At 38.0% G+C, this 16,775-nt stretch carries 14 protein-coding genes and 2 pseudogenes; 7 read left to right on the forward strand and 9 right to left on the reverse strand.

What is annotated here, in order from left to right; translation table 11 throughout:
* Both AACV33_RS17780 and AACV33_RS17785 read right to left on the reverse strand, forming a co-directional pair.
* Window positions 1–134 (reverse strand): annotated as a pseudogene (locus AACV33_RS17780) (EamA family transporter); the annotation flags it as partial.
* A gap of 126 nt (window positions 135–260) precedes the next feature.
* Complete coding sequence (locus AACV33_RS17785) at window positions 261–1,283, reverse strand: Mal regulon transcriptional regulator MalI (RefSeq protein WP_012550259.1); 1,023 nt, start codon at window positions 1,281–1,283, stop codon at window positions 261–263.
* A 248-nt stretch (window positions 1,284–1,531) separates the two neighbouring features.
* Between AACV33_RS17785 and malX the strand changes: the two genes are divergently transcribed.
* The 3 genes from malX (at window position 1,532) to manA (ending at window position 5,466) form a co-directional block, all read left to right on the forward strand.
* Complete coding sequence (gene malX, locus AACV33_RS17790; RefSeq protein WP_023603205.1) at window positions 1,532–3,109, forward strand: maltose/glucose-specific PTS transporter subunit IIBC; 1,578 nt, start codon at window positions 1,532–1,534, stop codon at window positions 3,107–3,109.
* Between the two features lie 81 nt (window positions 3,110–3,190).
* On the forward strand, window positions 3,191–4,363 hold the full coding sequence (locus tag AACV33_RS17795) for a MalY/PatB family protein (protein ID WP_182700480.1): 1,173 nt from the start codon (window positions 3,191–3,193) through the stop codon (window positions 4,361–4,363).
* A complete protein-coding gene (gene manA, locus AACV33_RS17800; protein WP_182700481.1) occupies window positions 4,360–5,466 on the forward strand; it encodes a mannose-6-phosphate isomerase, class I in 1,107 nt (368 codons plus the stop codon). The genes AACV33_RS17795 and manA overlap by 4 nt, the downstream gene beginning before the upstream one ends.
* Before the next feature lie 78 nt (window positions 5,467–5,544).
* On the opposite strand, the gene AACV33_RS17805 is transcribed toward manA, so the two are convergent.
* Entirely contained in the window at window positions 5,545–6,441 is an 897-nt protein-coding gene (locus AACV33_RS17805; RefSeq protein WP_023603208.1) for a DMT family transporter, read from the reverse strand.
* Between the two features lie 67 nt (window positions 6,442–6,508).
* On the opposite strand from AACV33_RS17805, the gene AACV33_RS17810 reads away from it, so the two are divergent.
* Window positions 6,509–7,336, forward strand: a complete 828-nt coding sequence (locus AACV33_RS17810; RefSeq protein WP_182700482.1) for an AraC family transcriptional regulator — start codon at window positions 6,509–6,511, stop codon at window positions 7,334–7,336.
* A gap of 80 nt (window positions 7,337–7,416) precedes the next feature.
* On the opposite strand, the gene AACV33_RS17815 is transcribed toward AACV33_RS17810, so the two are convergent.
* From AACV33_RS17815 to AACV33_RS17825, 3 genes are all read right to left on the reverse strand, one after another.
* Window positions 7,417–8,589: a MalY/PatB family protein gene (locus AACV33_RS17815; RefSeq protein WP_182700483.1), complete on the reverse strand. Its 1,173-nt coding sequence runs from the start codon at window positions 8,587–8,589 to the stop codon at window positions 7,417–7,419.
* Between the two features lie 9 nt (window positions 8,590–8,598).
* The gene (gene nhaC / locus AACV33_RS17820; protein ID WP_182700484.1) at window positions 8,599–10,053 is read right to left on the reverse strand and encodes a Na+/H+ antiporter NhaC; all 1,455 of its coding nucleotides are present in this window, start codon (window positions 10,051–10,053) and stop codon (window positions 8,599–8,601) included.
* Between the two features lie 136 nt (window positions 10,054–10,189).
* The gene (locus AACV33_RS17825; RefSeq protein WP_023603212.1) at window positions 10,190–11,212 is read right to left on the reverse strand and encodes a LacI family DNA-binding transcriptional regulator; all 1,023 of its coding nucleotides are present in this window, start codon (window positions 11,210–11,212) and stop codon (window positions 10,190–10,192) included.
* A 254-nt stretch (window positions 11,213–11,466) separates the two neighbouring features.
* Between AACV33_RS17825 and AACV33_RS17830 the strand changes: the two genes are divergently transcribed.
* Window positions 11,467–12,459: an MBL fold metallo-hydrolase gene (locus tag AACV33_RS17830; RefSeq protein WP_182700485.1), complete on the forward strand. Its 993-nt coding sequence runs from the start codon at window positions 11,467–11,469 to the stop codon at window positions 12,457–12,459.
* Window positions 12,460–12,573: 114 nt separating this feature from the next.
* Here AACV33_RS17830 and AACV33_RS17835 read toward each other — a convergent pair whose 3' ends face one another.
* From AACV33_RS17835 to AACV33_RS17845, 3 genes are all read right to left on the reverse strand, one after another.
* Window positions 12,574–12,966 (reverse strand): hypothetical protein, encoded by a 393-nt coding sequence (locus AACV33_RS17835; RefSeq protein WP_182700486.1) that lies wholly within the window; start codon window positions 12,964–12,966, stop codon window positions 12,574–12,576.
* Between the two features lies 1 nt (window position 12,967).
* Complete coding sequence (locus tag AACV33_RS17840; RefSeq protein ID WP_017020756.1) at window positions 12,968–13,318, reverse strand: DUF3316 domain-containing protein; 351 nt, start codon at window positions 13,316–13,318, stop codon at window positions 12,968–12,970.
* Window positions 13,319–13,396: 78 nt separating this feature from the next.
* A complete protein-coding gene (locus AACV33_RS17845; protein ID WP_182700487.1) occupies window positions 13,397–13,639 on the reverse strand; it encodes a hypothetical protein in 243 nt (80 codons plus the stop codon).
* A 530-nt stretch (window positions 13,640–14,169) separates the two neighbouring features.
* On the opposite strand from AACV33_RS17845, the gene AACV33_RS17850 reads away from it, so the two are divergent.
* A complete protein-coding gene (locus AACV33_RS17850) occupies window positions 14,170–16,527 on the forward strand; it encodes an ATP-binding protein (RefSeq protein ID WP_017020754.1) in 2,358 nt (785 codons plus the stop codon).
* Window position 16,528: 1 nt separating this feature from the next.
* Window positions 16,529–16,775: pseudogene (locus AACV33_RS17855) on the forward strand (mechanosensitive ion channel family protein); the annotation flags it as partial.

The following is a 16,775-nucleotide window of genomic DNA, read 5'->3' on the forward strand; positions in this document are numbered from 1 at the left end:
CGATAGAAAACCAAAGACAGCAGCAATAAACCACAGCCAACCAGCTTATTCAGTGGTATCGATTCATCATACAACCAAACACTGAGTAGCATGGTCCAAATAGGTTCAAGTAACATTAAGATCGCAGCATTGGTTTTCTATCGCTTTAGCCAAGTGAGGCATAGATTACGAATCTAGTAGTAAGTCTTTGGGCTGTAATAAAATATGACTAACCCAAATACTTTTTTATATGTGATTTTTACTTATGAGTATGGTTTTAGCTAAGCTGAGTCACGAGCAATTAATTCTGGATTTAAAATAAGACTTTGAGGTGCACTGTCTTTATTGTTTATTTGGTGAATTAATCGGTGGCCAGCTTGGCGACCAATGTCACGAATAGGGGAGGAGACAAAGGTTAATGAAGGTTGAATTAACTCGGCTTCAGGGACATCATCAAATCCAATAATAGCGACTTGTTGTCCAATGTAATTATCTTTACCCACTGTGCGATTAGAGCGATTAACACCATAAACAGCACCAAATGCGGTTGATGAATAATGACATAGTATTGCTGTTATTTTTGGATTTTTATTAATTAGTTGATTTACTGCTTCTGCGGCGGCAGTTTGACTTTTATCACACTCAACAACCCATTCAGGTTTAAAAGGTAAGCCAAATTGCATTAGTGTGCTGCAATAACCACCTAAACGTTCGGCTCTACTTAATGAATCACTTTGTCCGCCAACGTAAGCTATTTGACGGTGCCCTTGTTTAATCAAATACTCTGTAGCAATTTTTGCAGCTTGCATATTATCGGGCCCAACAAAGTCAATCTGCTGTCCTACTTTGGCTCGAGCAACACAGACTATTGGTAAGTTTAAATCTTGTATTTTTTGAATATTCGGAACGCCAATATCACGGATAGGGCAAAATACAATCCCACCAACATTTTGAGCCACCATGGTTTCAATACATTGATCAAACTTATCTTGATTTGTGCCTGATTGGGTAAGAAAAAGCATGTATCCCTTATCTTCTAAGACTTCACTTAATCCTGCTGCTATTTCAGCGTAATAGGGGTCACTGATGTCTCTTAAAATTAAGCCAATCAATAATGATTGTTTTGAACTTAAATTAGACGCTGTGCGATTTTTAATGTAGCCGAGTTCTTGTACCGCTTGATTTACTTTTTGAATGGTTTCAGGTGAGATCCGTCCTTTATCGCTTAGTGCCATTGATACGGTTGTTACTGAGACTCCCGCTCGTTTTGCAACATCCTTTATATTTGCTTTTTTGTTTGTCATAGCACTTCTTTTACCACGATTAGATAAAACGTTTTACCTAATTAAACACATTTATTATTGCCATTCTAGCGCAATTATCAATCTAATGGAAAAAGATCGTGATCACTCGCACAAGATTGTTGGTAAAACGTTTTACCAAAATTTGTCAGGTGTATTGTATTGACCAAGATTAAGAGAAAATTTAAATCAATGAAGAGGTTTAAATTACTCAATGATATTTATTTTAAGTGATTAATTAAGGATATTTTATGCAGCAAAAAGCGAATAAAACGACGTTATGGGAGTTCTTACAAAGCTTAGGGAAAACCTTTATGGTTCCTGTTGCTTTGCTTGCATTCTCGGGCATCTTACTCGGTATCGGGAGTTCTTTTTCAAGTGCAGCATTAAAAGAAGCAATGCCATTTTTTGATAATGTTATCTTCCAGTATTTATTTATATGGATGACCAAAATTGGTTTAGTTGCGTTTATTTATCTGCCTGTCATGTTTGCGATTGCGATTCCGATGGGTCTTGCTCGTGAAGAGAAAGGGGTGGCTGCATTCTCGGGTTTAGTTGGTTACGCGGCATTAAATTTAGCGGTTAACTTCTACCTAACGGTGAACGGTGTACTTGATAATGAAGTACTACGTGAAGCTTACGGTGTAAAATCTATCTTAGGGACCGAATCGATTGATACTGGTATTTTAGGGGCGGTTATCGTTGGTATTATCGTTGCTAAGCTGCATGTTCGCTTCTACACGTTTAAAATGCCTGATGCATTGGCTTTCTTTGGTGGTGCTCGTTTTGTTCCTATTATTTCAACGATTACGTTAGGTGTTGTTGGTTTATTAGTTCCTTTTATTTGGCCTTACTTTGCGGCAGGTATTAACGGTATTGGTCATGTAATTGCTGGTGCAGGTGATTTTGGTCCTTTCTTATTTGGCATGAGCGAACGTCTACTTTTACCTATTGGTCTTCATCATATTTTAGTTGCGCTTATCCGTTTTACTGAAGCGGGCGGTACGATGGAAGTGTGTGGTGATACGGTGTCTGGTGCATTAAATATTTTCTATTCAGAGCTTTCTTGTTCTGAAACTCAAGGCTTCACTCCATCAGTTACTGCTTTCTTATCTCAAGGTAAAATGCCTGCGTTCTTAGGTGGCCTTCCTGGTGCCGCTTTAGCGATGTACCATTGTGCTAAAGTTGAAAACCGCAGCAAGATTAAAGCGTTATTAGTTTCTGGTGTGGTTGCTTGTATTGTTGGTGGTATCACCGAACCACTTGAGTTCTTGTTCCTATTCGTTGCTCCAGTTTTGTATTTTATCCACGCAATTTTAACTGGCTTTGGCTTCATGATCATGGGGATGCTAGACGTTACTATTGGTAATACCGATGGCAACATTATTGATTTCTTAGTCTTTGGTGTACTTCAGGGTATGTCTACTAAATGGTACTTAGTTCCTGTGGTTGCAGGTGTTTGGTTCGCGGTTTACTACTTTGTATTTAAGTTCGCGATTCTTAAGTTTAATCTTAAAACGCCAGGGCGTGAAGCGGAAGATATTGCGATGTCTAGAGAAGAAGCGGCGATTATTGCCACGGCTGGTGGTAAAGGAAAACTTATCCTTGCTGCACTTGGTGGTGCAGAAAATATCACGTCATTAGACAACTGTATTACACGTTTACGCATGACAGTTGAAGACATGAGTTTGGTTGATGATGCACAGCTCAAACTGTATGGGGCGCTTGGTGTGGTTAAGCTTGATCAACATAGCTTGCAGGTTGTTATTGGTGCGCAAGTTCATATTGTTAAAAATGAAATGCAATCGCTAATGTCAGCAACAGCTTAATCTTTATAGGTGGAGGTTTTCTCCACCTTTTTCATACTCTTTGTTTTTTAGTTCTCTATAAATATGAACTTTGGAGTCGCTATGTTTACTTTCTCAGAGCAAATCAATCGTAAAGGCAGTTATTGTACACAATGGGATTATGTTTCTGACCGATTCGGTGAAGAGGATCTTCTGCCATTTACCATATCGGATATGGATTTTGCAGCACCACTTGTGGTTATTAACGCACTGAAATCACGAATGGAACATCCTGTATTTGGCTATAGCCGTTGGGATCACAGTGATTTCAAAGGCGCGATTACACATTGGTTTAAAAGTCGATTTAATGCTGAATTTGATGGAAAGAATTTAGTTTATGGTCCATCGGTTATTTACATTATTTCACAGTTGATCCGCCAATGGAGTTGTTCTGGTCAGGGGGTTATTATTCATACGCCAGCTTATGATGCCTTTGATAAAATGATTTTAGGATTAGAACGAACGATTATTCCAAATCAATTATCGCCTTCTTCAGAAGGGTATCAAATTGATTGGAATGTATTTGAAGCTCAATTATCTGATCCTAATAACACGATTTTATTGCTGTGCAGCCCTCATAATCCAACTGGCAAAGTCTGGACTGCTGATGAGTTGAAGCGCATGGCGGTTCTTTGTGAAAAATACCATGTGGCAGTGATCAGTGATGAGATCCATATGGATATTTGCTTTAAACCTCATACGCCTTGGCAAGGGTTTGGAATGGGGACTCGTTGGGCGTTAGTCAGCTCAGCATCAAAGTCATTTAACATTCCGGCACTTAATGGGTCTTATGCATTTATTGCTGATGACATCGCAAGAGAGAATTACTTATTTAATCTTAAACAAGTTGATGGGCTTTCTTCACCTTCTATTCTTGGTGTTATTGGTTTAATGGCCGCTTATCAAGAAGGGGGGCCTTGGCTTGATGAGCTGAAATCTTATTTATATGAAAATCATCGTTATGTTAAAGAAACGTTAGCGAAAGAGTTACCTAGTATTGGCTATGAAATCCCTGACTCAACCTATCTTGCATGGATCGATCTTTCCTCTTTATCGATAGATATGGAGTCGTTAAACCAATGCCTGATTAAAAAACATAAAGTTGCAATCATGCAAGGCTGTACCTACGGAATTTCAGGAAAAGAATTTGTGAGATTGAACTTGGGCTGTCCACGTATAAAAGTAGATCAGGGTTTAGCCGCACTTATTTCTGCAATTAAAGAGTTATCTTTATGAATAGTGTATATACCGTTGAAGCAGGGCAGCGCCATTATCAATGGGGATCCCACTTGCTTTATGGTTTGTTTGGCCTTCCGATCCAAGATGATAAACCGCTTGCGGAACTGTGGTTAGGGGGGCATCCATCTTTACCTTCTAAAGTTCAACTTGATGATAGCTCTTGGCAAACACTGGATAAGTTTCTTGAACAAAAGCCACTTCGATTTTTGTTTAAAGTATTGAGTGCATCGCAACCTTTATCGCTTCAAGTACATCCAAATAATGTTCAAGCCAAAGCCGGTTTTGAGCGTGAAAATGCACAACATATTCCTTTAGACGCACCACACCGAAATTATAAAGATGCTTATGCTAAACCAGAAATGGTCATGGCGCTGTCACCTTTTAAAATAATGGTGGGGTTTAGGCCGTTAGAAGAGATCATTGATAACCTTAACTTAATTCAATCAGATGCATTAAAGACTATCTTACACAGTGAAATATTTAATCATCAGACGTTATTATTATCTTTGTTGCAACTAACACAAAAAGATAAACAGCAGATTATTGCACAAGCATTATCTATTGCTATTACGTGTAATGAACCAATGTGGCAGCAACTTGTTGAGCTTGCACATTACTACCCATACGATATTGGAATATTAGCGCCGCTTTATATGAATTGTTTAACGTTAGAGCCGGGTGAGGCGATGTATTTATCTGCGGGAACGATTCATGCGTACACAAAGGGGACGTGTATTGAGTTAATGGGGTGTTCAGATAACGTATTAAGAGCAGGGCTTACCCCAAAGTATATTGATACGGCTGAGCTAATGGCTTGTACTCAATTTGTTCCGTTTACCCCTGAAAAGTTAGTGCCAATGCTTGTTGAGTCAGAACAAATATTGCAACCAATAGAAACTGATTTCGGATTAGCACTATGCCAAGTCACTGAACACGAACAGTCTTTAACGGTGACTTCACGTTCAATTTTACTGGTTGCCAAAGGAAAGGTTAAATTTAATGAGACAGTGTTATTAGCAGGCCAATCATTGTTTGTGGAATCTGGCACTTATCTAATCTCTGGTGATGGATTGTTAGTTCGGGCTTTTGAAACTGAATAAAAAAAGAGCCGATAATGTTATCGGCTTTTTTATAACTATCAGACAATTATGAGAAATACTGAGAGTAGTTGATACCGATTATTTGATTACATCAGGATTAAATTTAACTCTACAAGGCACTATCTTCACTTGAGCTAATAGCAAGCCAATAAAGACAAAACCACCACCAATTAGGTGATATACCGTTGGTGATTGTCCTAAAAAGAGAAGACTAATGAGCACGGTAAAGATAGGGACTAAGTTCATAAATAACGTTGCTTGAGCTGCTCCAATTTGTTGCACGCCTTTTAACCAAAACCATGGGGCTAACACGGAAGCAAATGCGGCAGCAAACAGAACCATAGGAAAGGCACTTGTGGTAATTGCATAAGAATTACTACTTAAAAGTAGAGGAAGTTGTAATAGAGTTGCAATCGTAATTTGGCAAAAGACAGAAGTCCAAGGCTTTAGAGGTAACTTCCATTTATTCAGTAATATTGAATAGAGCGCATAAGCCAAACTGGAAATAAACATCAAACTATCACCTTGTTGAATTCCCTTCGTTAGTAAACTGACAGGGTTGCCTTCACTGAGCATATACAGTAATCCAGAGAATGAAATAACGGATCCTATTAATGCTTGTTGTTTTAACTGTTTACCTAATAAAGGCACGGCTAGAAATAAACTGAATAGGGGCATTAAGGATAAAAAAACGGCGATGTTGGTTGCACTGGTTGTGTGTGCGGCATAATAAGCAAGGCATTGATTTAATACCATGCCAAGTAAAGCAAGAATAGCGAGCTTACCTAAATGCTTCACTATTAATTGTCGTTGTTGCCATACCGGTTTTACACAAAACGGAAGCAAGATAAGTAAAGCGAAAAGCCAGCGATAAAAAGCAATTGCCCCCGGTTCTATTGCGCCAGTGGCTAGTTTACTTACTACTGCGTTTGCTGCCCAAATAAATACAGCAGTGATTGGGAAAAATAAATTCATAATAATCTCTGTTATTGATAATTAACAGAATTGTCACACTAATACAAAGAGCAGTGGTATACCATTTATGACACCGGATATAGCGATTACGACATATAAAAAATTTATGCCTAAATTGATAGAAACACTGCCAACAGACGTGTTCTGCCACTATTTTTTTATTGAAGCAAAAACAGAAACCTTGCCGCATTCGCATTCTTGGGGGCAGTTGCATTTAATTAAGCAAGGCGTGTTAGAAATGGAAGTGGATCAACAGAAAATGGTGTGTCCTGTAAACTATACGATTTGGACTCCTCCTTACCAAAGGCACCGAGCATTTAATCGGAGTGACATCGAATATTGCGCCATTAATATTACGGCAGAGTTGAGTGAAAAGTTTCCTAAACACGCGTGTATGATCCCGTTAACACCGTTATTAAGAGCCATAATTGATGACTTGATTGAACGAAAAACAACGATGGTGAGCTCAGAAGAAGATAAATGCCTTAGCTATGTGCTTATGGATAGATTAGTAAAAATAAACCCAATTGAAATTTATTTACCATCAACGCAAGATAAGTTATTAGCACCTATTTTGATGCAACTGGAAGAAACGCCTGAAGATGATTCGAGTTTATCTGTTTGGGCTAAACGTGTATTTAGTACAGAAAGGACACTAGCAAGACGTTTTCAAAAAGAATTAAAAATGAGCTTTAATGATTGGCGGCAGAGAGCAAAACTAGTTAAGGCAATGACACTATTGAAAGAATCCATAAGCATTAATGAAATAGCGTATCAGCTTGGTTATAGCCAAGGGTCTTCTTTTATTAAAATGTTCCGAAAGCATACTGGTGTAACTCCGGAACAATTTAGAAAGCAAAATGAAACGCTAACAGTGGAGATAACCAGTAAATGACACTCAGTTGCTTGGATTATGATGATAAAAAGCCGCTAATATATAGCGGCTTTCTTGTTTTAGACGTGATGGTTATTCATTTAGTTATTCAGCGCAACGTTAATTCGCTGGATGGCTTGGATTAGCACTTCATGAGGACAGCCTAGATTTAAACGAATAAACCCAGATCCTTCATTGCCAAACGCAATCCCCATGCTTGGAACAATGCCAGCCTCGACTAATTTCAATTCTAGCTCTTTGTCCGTTAACCCAAGTGAGCGGCAATCTACCCATGCTAAATAACCAGCTTCTGGGGGCGTAAAGCTTAGCTCTGGCAGTTCGCTTTCAATAAAAGTTGCTAGGGTAGTAATGTTCTCTTGTAGATAGGCTTTTAGCTCGTTTAACCACGGGGCAGACGTTTGGTAAGCAGCAGTGGCAGCACACATAGCCAAGCTATTATAAACATCCATACCATGAGCATCTAAGCGTCGAACTAAACGTGCTTTTAATTCTTGATTAGGGATCATGAAATTAGAAATACGTACAGAAGACAAGCCAAATGTTTTACTCGCCGCCGTTGCTACAATCAGTTTTTGTTGTAACTCTTCTGGTAATGATAACGCTGAATGGTAAGTGTTATCTCCCATCGCTAAATCGCCCCAGATCTCATCACTTAGCAGCCATACATCGTATTGATGACATAGCTCTGCTACAGCGGTTATCTCTTCTTTTGACCATGCTTTACCTACAGGGTTGTGAGGGTTACAGAAGATCATCACTTTAGCGCCTTGCTTAAAACAAGATTCTAAGTGAGTAAGATCGAGTGAGTAAGTTCCTTGCTGTTCAAGTAATGGGTTCTCAACCAATACGCGGTCATTAAATTCAACGATTTTACGAAACGAGCCATAGCCCGGTGTTTGCATGACCACTTTATCATTGGTTTCAGTTAGCAATTGAATTGCCATTGAAAGTCCTGGTAATACGCCGTGTACTGTGGTTATCCACTCTTTTTCAATTTGAATGTGATGTTGCTCTTGATACCAAGTGATGATCGCTTGGTAGTAATCATCATTACGTTCTGCATAACCAAAAATACCATGGTCAATGCGGTTATGAAGTGCTTCTAATACCAGTGGTGGTGCTTGAAAGTCGTAATCAGACACCCACATTGGTAATCGGCCTGTGCCGTCTAATCCGAGTTTTTCTTTCATGAAGTCCCATTTTAATGAGCCGGTATTACAACGGTTATGAATGCAGTCAAAAGAAGTTGTCATGGGATAGCCTTATTTTACTTCAACAGGAGATAATGAATCGTTGTCTTGAGTTACGGGTGCTTTTGCAATACCAAAGCCTGTAAACCCATAGATGATGGCGAAGATCACGCCGGTGTAACATTGAATTGCCCATGGTAGGTAATCAAGCGTTGCGACGCCTAATGTGCTTGCCATGTAAATGCCTGCCGCTGTCCAAGGAACCAATGGTTCGATAATCGTGCCGGCATCTTCAATAGTTCGAGAGAGATTTTTGGTATCTAGTCCCATTTTACGGTAAGCACCTTGGAATAATTCACCCGGAATCAATAGCGCTAATTTACCATCAGAGGTTGTCAATACCACAGTAATCGTTGCTATAACGGTAGATAGAATTAACTGACCCGTACTATGAATAAGGTGTAAGAAACGACCTAGAACGACATTTAAAGAGCCAGTTAAGCTTAGGATACCTGCAAAGGCGAAGGCACAAAAAACCAGAAGGATAGTACTCATCATCGAGAATAGACCACCACGATTAAGCAGTTTTGCAATGTCAGGAACTAAACCGTCAGTCGCGTGACCATTGGCACTTAGCATATCGATATTAAAACCATTCACAAACGCTTGCAGTGCTTGTTGTAAACTAAATCCTTGTAAGAAAATGCCAATAACAATCGCTAAAGCTGAAGCGGCAAGCATCAATGGAAGTACTGGTTTTTTAGTAAATGCCCCCCATAAGATCATGACTGGTGGCACAATTAATAGAATATTAAGGTTATATAGGCTTTCTAATCCCGCAAGGATATCGAGTACTTTTTGAAGCTCGCTTACACTTGCAACATCGCCGTATTGGCCTGCAAAGAAGAATACAACAGAAGCAATAACAAATCCCGGTAGCGTTGTATAAAGCATATGTTGGATGTGTTCATACAATGTGGTGCCAGAAACGATAGGTGCAAAGTTAGTTGAATCAGAAAGTGGGGATATTTTATCGCCAAAATACGCACCAGAAACGACGGCACCAGCCGCTGCTGCCATTGATACATCAAGACCTGCGGCAACGCCCATTAGCGCAACACCGACGGTTCCTGCTGATCCCCATGATGTACCAGTACATACAGAAACCACACTGGTAACAAAGAAAGCGGCGATTAAAATGTATTGAGGGCTAATGACTTTAAGGCCCCAATAGACCATGTAGGGAATGGTGCCACTGATCATCCAACTTGCGATTAGACCACCAACAGAAACGAGAATTAAAATAACAGGCATCGCTTTCGCTAGTTTCTCTACAATGGAATTCATTATTTCATCCCAGTTGTATCCCATTTTATAAGCGATGAAACCAGTAAAGGTGGCAGAGGTAAGTAATAAGGCTTCAATTTGTAGACCGAGTAGGCCATATCCTATTGCAAGCAGACCAAACATTACAGCGATAGGGGCTAAGGCTAAAGCAAATGATGGTAGAGGCTTTGAATGTGTCATTGTGTATTCCTCGTAAACAGATGTAGGGTTGTTTTGTTTTTATGAGGCCATAGTAAGAGTTCTATTAATTAGAATATGAGAGATAAGTAACACACCCATGTAAGCGCTTACATGGGATTATTACCTAAGAGGTTCATCACACTTTTACTGCTTGTTTATCTGAATAAGGTATGACTGTTTGTCGCTCAACCAAGGTCGCATGAAAGCGATGATTTGATGGGGGGATGTATCCTGTGTTTTTGATTTTTAATGCTAAATCAGCAGCATAGCTCGACATTTCATCTATTGGATTGTGCATGGTGGTTAAGCGCGGATAGAGGTATCGAGCAAGTAATACATCGTCAAACCCGACAATAGAAATATCGTTAGGGACGTTGATATTGTTTTCATGCAGGTTTGCCATTAACCCTGCGGCCATCACATCGTTAAAGGTGACAACGGCTGATACTTCTGGGCATTGAGATAGTAATTGTTCGCCCGCAAGCTCCCCGCCTTGTTCACTAAAGTTCTGATTTATTATCCAGTTAGGCTCGATGATGATATTGGCTTCTTTCATCGCATCACGATAACCGTTAAGTCGCTCTGTTCTGTCTTCAATAGGGAGATCACTGGTGACACAGGCGATCTTACGGTGACCTTGTTCAATTAAATGAATGACGGATTTTTTAGCACCGGCTCTATTATCAATATAGACAGAGCGGTTTGATATTTGCGGAATGGTGCGATTAAGCAATACCATGGAAGGCAATTGGGCACTGTATCTAAGTAGGGTGGCGTCATCTAACATTTTGGCGTGAATTACCATAGCCTCACATCCTTGACTGATCAAGAAATCGAGGCCTTCCTTTTCTCTTTGAGCATCATGACCGCCACTAACCACGACTAGCTGGCACTTGTTTTTACGTGAGACTTCCTCTACATGTTTTGCGATAAGAGCAAAGAAAGGGTCGGCGAGATTACCCGTTAATAAACCGAGGGTATTATTTGTTTTTCTTGCTAATGCACTTGCTCTGGCGTCTCGTTGATAGTTCAGTTCTCGGACAGCGGTTTGTACTCGTTCAAGAGTCACAGGCTCAACATAAGCCGAGTTGTTGATGACACGAGATACAGTAGCAGTTGATACACCTGCTAGTTTTGCTACGTCATTAATGGTTGCCATGATTACAATATAGGGTGATTAACATTGGACAAGAGTGTAGCGTGATTTATTCAAGAAAGATGTTAGGGCTATCAAACCTATTGACAATTAATAATATTGTTAATAAACCAAATGGCGGATAAGACGATGGGAGGTTCCTGAGTGATTTATTTCTGTTGTTTTATTTTTGGCACAAATATTTAATACAACATTTACGTATCTCATTGTATTATTTGGCTTATGCACAAGGGTGTGCCAAATAAATAAGGTTGGATATGTTTAAAAGTAAATTAGCCGTGTTCTTTACGTGTTTGTCTGTGCTGTCTTTTACGGTTCAGTCAAGCAGCTTTGATACCGTTACTCTAGGCAGTAAAGGAGGGATTCAAGATGGCAATTTAACGGCTTTTTTAATTAAGAGCGATCAAGATTCTAATTTTGTCATGCTTGATGCCGGCTCTGTAGTGAATGGATTGATTGTAGCAGAGCAAAAAGGCGCGTTTAAAGATATTGATTTACCTGATGATTCGCCTTACAGCAAAGTAGGTTACCTTTTAAATGATAAGATTAAGGGATACTTGATCAGTCATGGGCATTTAGACCATGTTGCGGGGTTAATTATATCTTCTCCTGATGACAGTAAAAAACCTATTTATGGATTAGAAGCGACCAATCGTGATCTGATGAATAACTACTTTAATTGGTCTGCATGGCCAAACTTTGGCAATAAAGGCAGTGGTTTTAAGATTAACAAATACAATTACGTCGATCTGGTACGAACGACATGGAATGCGGTTTCAGATACAACAATGAGCGTAATGGCATTACCACTTTCTCATTCTGGTGGAGAATCGACGGCATTTATTTTAAAAGATCAAAAAGGGGATGTATTTGCCTATTTTGGTGATACTGGCCCCGATGACGTTGAAAAAAGCTCAGCATTAAAAACCGTGTGGACAACATTGGCTCCTTTTGTAGAACAAGGGAAATTGAAAGGTATTATTATTGAAGTTTCTTTTACCAATAAAACGCCTGACAAGTCCTTATTCGGGCATTTAACACCAAATTGGTTAATTAAAGAACTGACGGTGTTAGAAAACATGAATGGTAAAGGCTCGTTAATAGGGCTAGATGTCGTGATAAGCCACATTAAGTACAGCTTAAAAAACAGTGAAGATCCAAAAGTTATTATTCAGAAGCAATTAGCCGATGCGAACGATCTTGGCGTGAATTTTATCTTTCCAGAGCAAGGGGATTCACTGACGTTTTAATATTGCTACAGTCTTTATGTTAAAAATAGAGATAACAGTAATCTAGTATTTGAAAAATTAAAGCACCAAAAATATTGGTGCTTTATATCATTGAGTTACTGTATTAATAAAAAACTATGATTTTTTAGATGACGGTGTTTTGTTGTTGTCTTGTGACATAATGGCTTTGTGGTAAATAAAAGATGAAACGCCACCCCAAAATATAATATTAACAATAAATGCTCGAAGAATATTCAAAGCATTCAACGGGATACTTTGGAATATGAAAAAGGTGCAAAAACTAGCTAATGCAGAAACCACGATCCCTTTTACTATCCATTGGTTTTTCAAAACAGGAAGGCAATAAAGAATAGCCCACAAACCTCCCCAAAAAACCTGTTTGTAAACAAAGTTTTTATCAAGGCTAAAATCATCATTAGTGGTAATGTTGATTAACGAAATGACGAGTATATTTGCAATAGAACCAAGGTAACCAGCGCCAAGGGCTAACGGTAATCTATTTATCATCCTAATTATTCCTGTATTTAAATGTATAACTAATATTTACCGTGGGTTTATAAAGTAAATCACCTTCAGCGTTAGTAAATTCTTTTACGGTTACATAAGAGTTAGTTAGCTTTAATGAACTAGAATCGGCCTTATCAAATATATTATTACTTAGTTTTTTATTTAATTGATATGAAGACAGCGTCTGAAGCTCTTGTATCTTAGTAAGGCCATATTTATAAGCATCATCCTTTGATTCATACGAGGTACCCTGAACTTTCGCATGTTCAAGTTTCGTTGCGTAATGTGCTTGAGCGGGTAAACCAACAAAAATAGATGCTGAGATTAACAGGGTTAAAATATTTTTTTTCATAATATTATCCTTTACATGATGTACGAATACATTGAGTGTGTGATATGAATATCACGCGATTAACCTATTGTTTGGTGGTTACTTATCTCGTGCTGATTCAAGTTTCTCTACAAACGTTAGGTGTTTTATTTCTGTTATCACCTTAATTCCAGAGTTGTAGTTTTTAGCCGTGTTTGGTGCATCAAATCGTTGGATTTGAATAGAATTAGAGTCTTTCGCCATGAATTTAATGTTGCCCGTGAAATCCCCATCTGCTGCGGTAGCACTATAAGAAAACATAAGTAAAAGGCTATATGTTAATGATTTTATTTTATTGTACATAATGTGGTTCTCTTATTTAAATTATGAACTAAACCGTTTAGTTCATAATAATGTAGTCTAAACTAATTACCTTGTCTATTACTTATTGTGTAATTATTTTTGAATAAGGTTAGCGTATTTTTTTGATGGAGGGATTATATGTAATTGAAGGCGTTAGATTAGGGGAGGATGATTTTTCTAAGATTGTAAATAAGAGACATAGGGTTGAATGGATAGGAAAATAATCGATGGCTGCTAATTTTAGTTAAAAGGTAAGGTAAGAAGACGAATGTTTGAGATTATAATTTTATATGCATCCTTTAATGCCTTTATTTTTATTAAATTTAAATTTTTTGAAATAATGCTTTGTTTTATGATTAAGATATAGGCGCTTGGTATCATTTGAAATAATTATCTGTTTAATTACATTATGTAATTGTTAATTGTAATTTTGTATAAGTTTGTAATGATGAGTCATGATGTTTTTTTATTATAGTATTCTAGATAAGAAATATATACTGAGCAGTATCTCCATATTAATTAGTTATACTATGAATAAAATTATTTGCTTCATTGTTTTAATGTGTTCTCTATTTTTATCTGCCCTTAGTCATGCTACGAACTGGGGCGTAAATACTTATACTCCTGTTTCTATTTCTAAGTCAGCTTCAGATATTGGAGAAGAAATAAAACATCTTCCAGAACAGCATTTCTTTTCTAAAAATGAGTATTCACAAGTTAAAGCATTATTGGCTCAAACCTTGTTTGAACAAAACAAACAATTAAAGGTATTAGAGGACTCTTTAACGACCTATTTGGCTGATAAAACAGATATTAACTGGTTTTCTGTCGATGTTAATCATCGAACTCTGGCTTCTTTTAATGTTAGTAAAGAGTCACTATTGCAGTTGGCGGATCGTAAAACAAAAGATCAATTAACGGGCTTTGGGCCTAATGGGGTAACTCAATTTTATTCTGAACTAACGATTACTGAACTCAACATTAGATACTACATTCATTATCAAATTCGTAGTTTTAGTAAGCTATTAAATGATCTTGAGATATCTCCAGTTCCGGTGATTAGTGTGATACTAAAAGTCGTAGGTATCGTCTTTATTTTTAATTGGTGGATGAGGAATAGTGACCGCTTAATTCATGATTTTAAAATATCTAAGTTAAAAAGTACGAGAAATCCAAGCTTATGGATACGTGCTATTTGGTATTGCAGTCGTGCACATAAAGCGATTGCTTATCTGTTGTTAATTACAGCGACATTACGCATCATTTCAACATTGCCAAGTTTACAACATTTGATATTTTTGGAAATATTTACGTGGTGGATACTCGGTGGATCTATCGCCGTGAGCTTTATTTTAGAATTCGCTTATCGAAACAGTAAGCATAATAAAAAAGAGGCGATTGCACTTCGTCTTTCTACTATTCGTCGATATATTTGGGGATTTATTGTTGCTGGTGTGATTTTACAGATATCGGCAAGAACATTAGGACAAGGTACTATCTACGCTTGGATTAACTCTGTTGTTTATTTGTTCTTTATTTTTCTGACGATCATGACATTAAAACAATGGAACAGTACGATTTTCAATCGTATCGAGCAATTAGAGACGTATCCATTATCTATTCAGTGGGCACTTAGAAACAAAAACACCTCTTTTATGTCTATCGTTGCAACGGCTTGCGGTTCTATGTGGTTAATTGGACGAAGTATTCAGCATCAAGTGTTTTCTGTTTTGTCACAGAACGCAGCGTTTAGTCATGTTTTAGCTTATCTATTTAGAATAGAGGTGGCAAAACAAACGGAAGTAGCTAAAGAGCAATCTAATTTAGTTCGAATTAAAAGCGCGTTAGCTTTTGATTATATTATTCCGGGGTCTAAAGAATCAGAGTTGTTAGAAGAGTACGCTCTGGATGAGATAGTGTCTCTTTCTCGTTATTTATTAACCGACAGTCCGGCAGTGTGTGTATTGTCTGGAGAGCGGGGCGTTGGAACGACAACGGTGCTTAACCGGATATTAAGTAAAACAAAAAATGCCAAACCATTGTATATAAATTGTCCTTATGATGGATATTCTGCGCTACTGCCTGAACTTGCAAAATTAGTGGGTTTAAGCGAAGAATCAACGGAAAGAGATATTTTACAACACCTAAGAAACAGTGATGACTGCTACCTTATTGCCTTTGATAACGCACAGCGATTAGTCAAACCAAAAGTAAATGGTTTGGCTGATTTAATGAAATTAACCAATCTGTTAAGACGAGCAAGAAAAAGCCATCGTGTCGTATTATCTATAGATAAATCAAGCTGGCGCTTTATCGATCGTGCTCGTGGCGAGCGCTTATTGTTTGATCTTGTGACGTTTATGCCGAAATGGACGGAAAGACAGATAGGGCAATTACTGGATTCCCGGATTGTTAAGGATAATGATATTGAGGGGGTTTCATTTGATGGGTTAGTTCTACCAAAACAATGGGATGAAGATAATTTGACGGATGAAGAACGAGCTAAAAATGGGTTTTATCGTATTTTGTGGGACTATTCCGATGGTAATCCTACGGTAGCATTACGTTTTTTTCGATTATCGTTATTTAAGGACAAAGAGACTGACATTGTTTTGGTTCGTTTATTTACATCGCCTCAATCAGATGATTTAGAAGCCATGCCTAAACCTATGTTGGCGGTTTTGCGTTCAATTGTGCAATTGGAAGTGGCTTCACCTGCGGATCTTTGTGACTGTAGTTTACTGAGTATTGCTGAAGTAATTAGCACATTACGTTACTTCCAAAGCCGTGGTTATATTGAATGGAACGAGAACAAGGCGCGGATATCAGATCATTGGTATCGACATATTACTAACATACTTCATCGTCAGCATTTATTGGTAAAATAACATGATTCGTTTATATGCACTTTTATTCTCCCTTTTTTTAGGGCAAACCGTCTTCGCCGAAGATCTTCAATCTATCGATAATCTACAACAATTTGCGAGTTTAATTCGTTGGAGTGGTGTCGCTTTTTCTTTGTTTATCATTATTGGGGCTTGGTTATTTCTTCGATTTATTCAGTCGATTGTTGATGGAGTAAGTAGCCAATTTGCACAACGCCGAATGTTAATGCAAAAACTGCAATCTTTCTTTC

It is taken from the genome of Aliivibrio sp. SR45-2 (genome assembly GCF_963890165.1).
Classification (GTDB): Bacteria; Pseudomonadota; Gammaproteobacteria; order Enterobacterales; family Vibrionaceae; genus Aliivibrio; species Aliivibrio salmonicida.

Bases quoted from the DNA above. Each gene is read 5' to 3' on its own strand.
- AACV33_RS17785 (WP_012550259.1), bottom strand. From the start codon at position 1,283: ATGACAAACAAAAAAGCAAATATAAAGGATGTTGCAAAACGAGCGGGA.
- malX (WP_023603205.1), top strand. From the start codon at position 1,532: ATGCAGCAAAAAGCGAATAAAACGACGTTATGGGAGTTCTTACAAAGC.
- AACV33_RS17795 (WP_182700480.1), top strand. From the start codon at position 3,191: ATGTTTACTTTCTCAGAGCAAATCAATCGTAAAGGCAGTTATTGTACA.
- manA (WP_182700481.1), top strand. From the start codon at position 4,360: ATGAATAGTGTATATACCGTTGAAGCAGGGCAGCGCCATTATCAATGG.
- AACV33_RS17805 (WP_023603208.1), bottom strand. From the start codon at position 6,441: ATGAATTTATTTTTCCCAATCACTGCTGTATTTATTTGGGCAGCAAAC.
- AACV33_RS17810 (WP_182700482.1), top strand. From the start codon at position 6,509: ATGACACCGGATATAGCGATTACGACATATAAAAAATTTATGCCTAAA.
- AACV33_RS17815 (WP_182700483.1), bottom strand. From the start codon at position 8,589: ATGACAACTTCTTTTGACTGCATTCATAACCGTTGTAATACCGGCTCA.
- nhaC (WP_182700484.1), bottom strand. From the start codon at position 10,053: ATGACACATTCAAAGCCTCTACCATCATTTGCTTTAGCCTTAGCCCCT.
- AACV33_RS17825 (WP_023603212.1), bottom strand. From the start codon at position 11,212: ATGGCAACCATTAATGACGTAGCAAAACTAGCAGGTGTATCAACTGCT.
- AACV33_RS17830 (WP_182700485.1), top strand. From the start codon at position 11,467: ATGTTTAAAAGTAAATTAGCCGTGTTCTTTACGTGTTTGTCTGTGCTG.
- AACV33_RS17835 (WP_182700486.1), bottom strand. From the start codon at position 12,966: ATGATAAATAGATTACCGTTAGCCCTTGGCGCTGGTTACCTTGGTTCT.
- AACV33_RS17840 (WP_017020756.1), bottom strand. From the start codon at position 13,318: ATGAAAAAAAATATTTTAACCCTGTTAATCTCAGCATCTATTTTTGTT.
- AACV33_RS17845 (WP_182700487.1), bottom strand. From the start codon at position 13,639: ATGTACAATAAAATAAAATCATTAACATATAGCCTTTTACTTATGTTT.
- AACV33_RS17850 (WP_017020754.1), top strand. From the start codon at position 14,170: ATGAATAAAATTATTTGCTTCATTGTTTTAATGTGTTCTCTATTTTTA.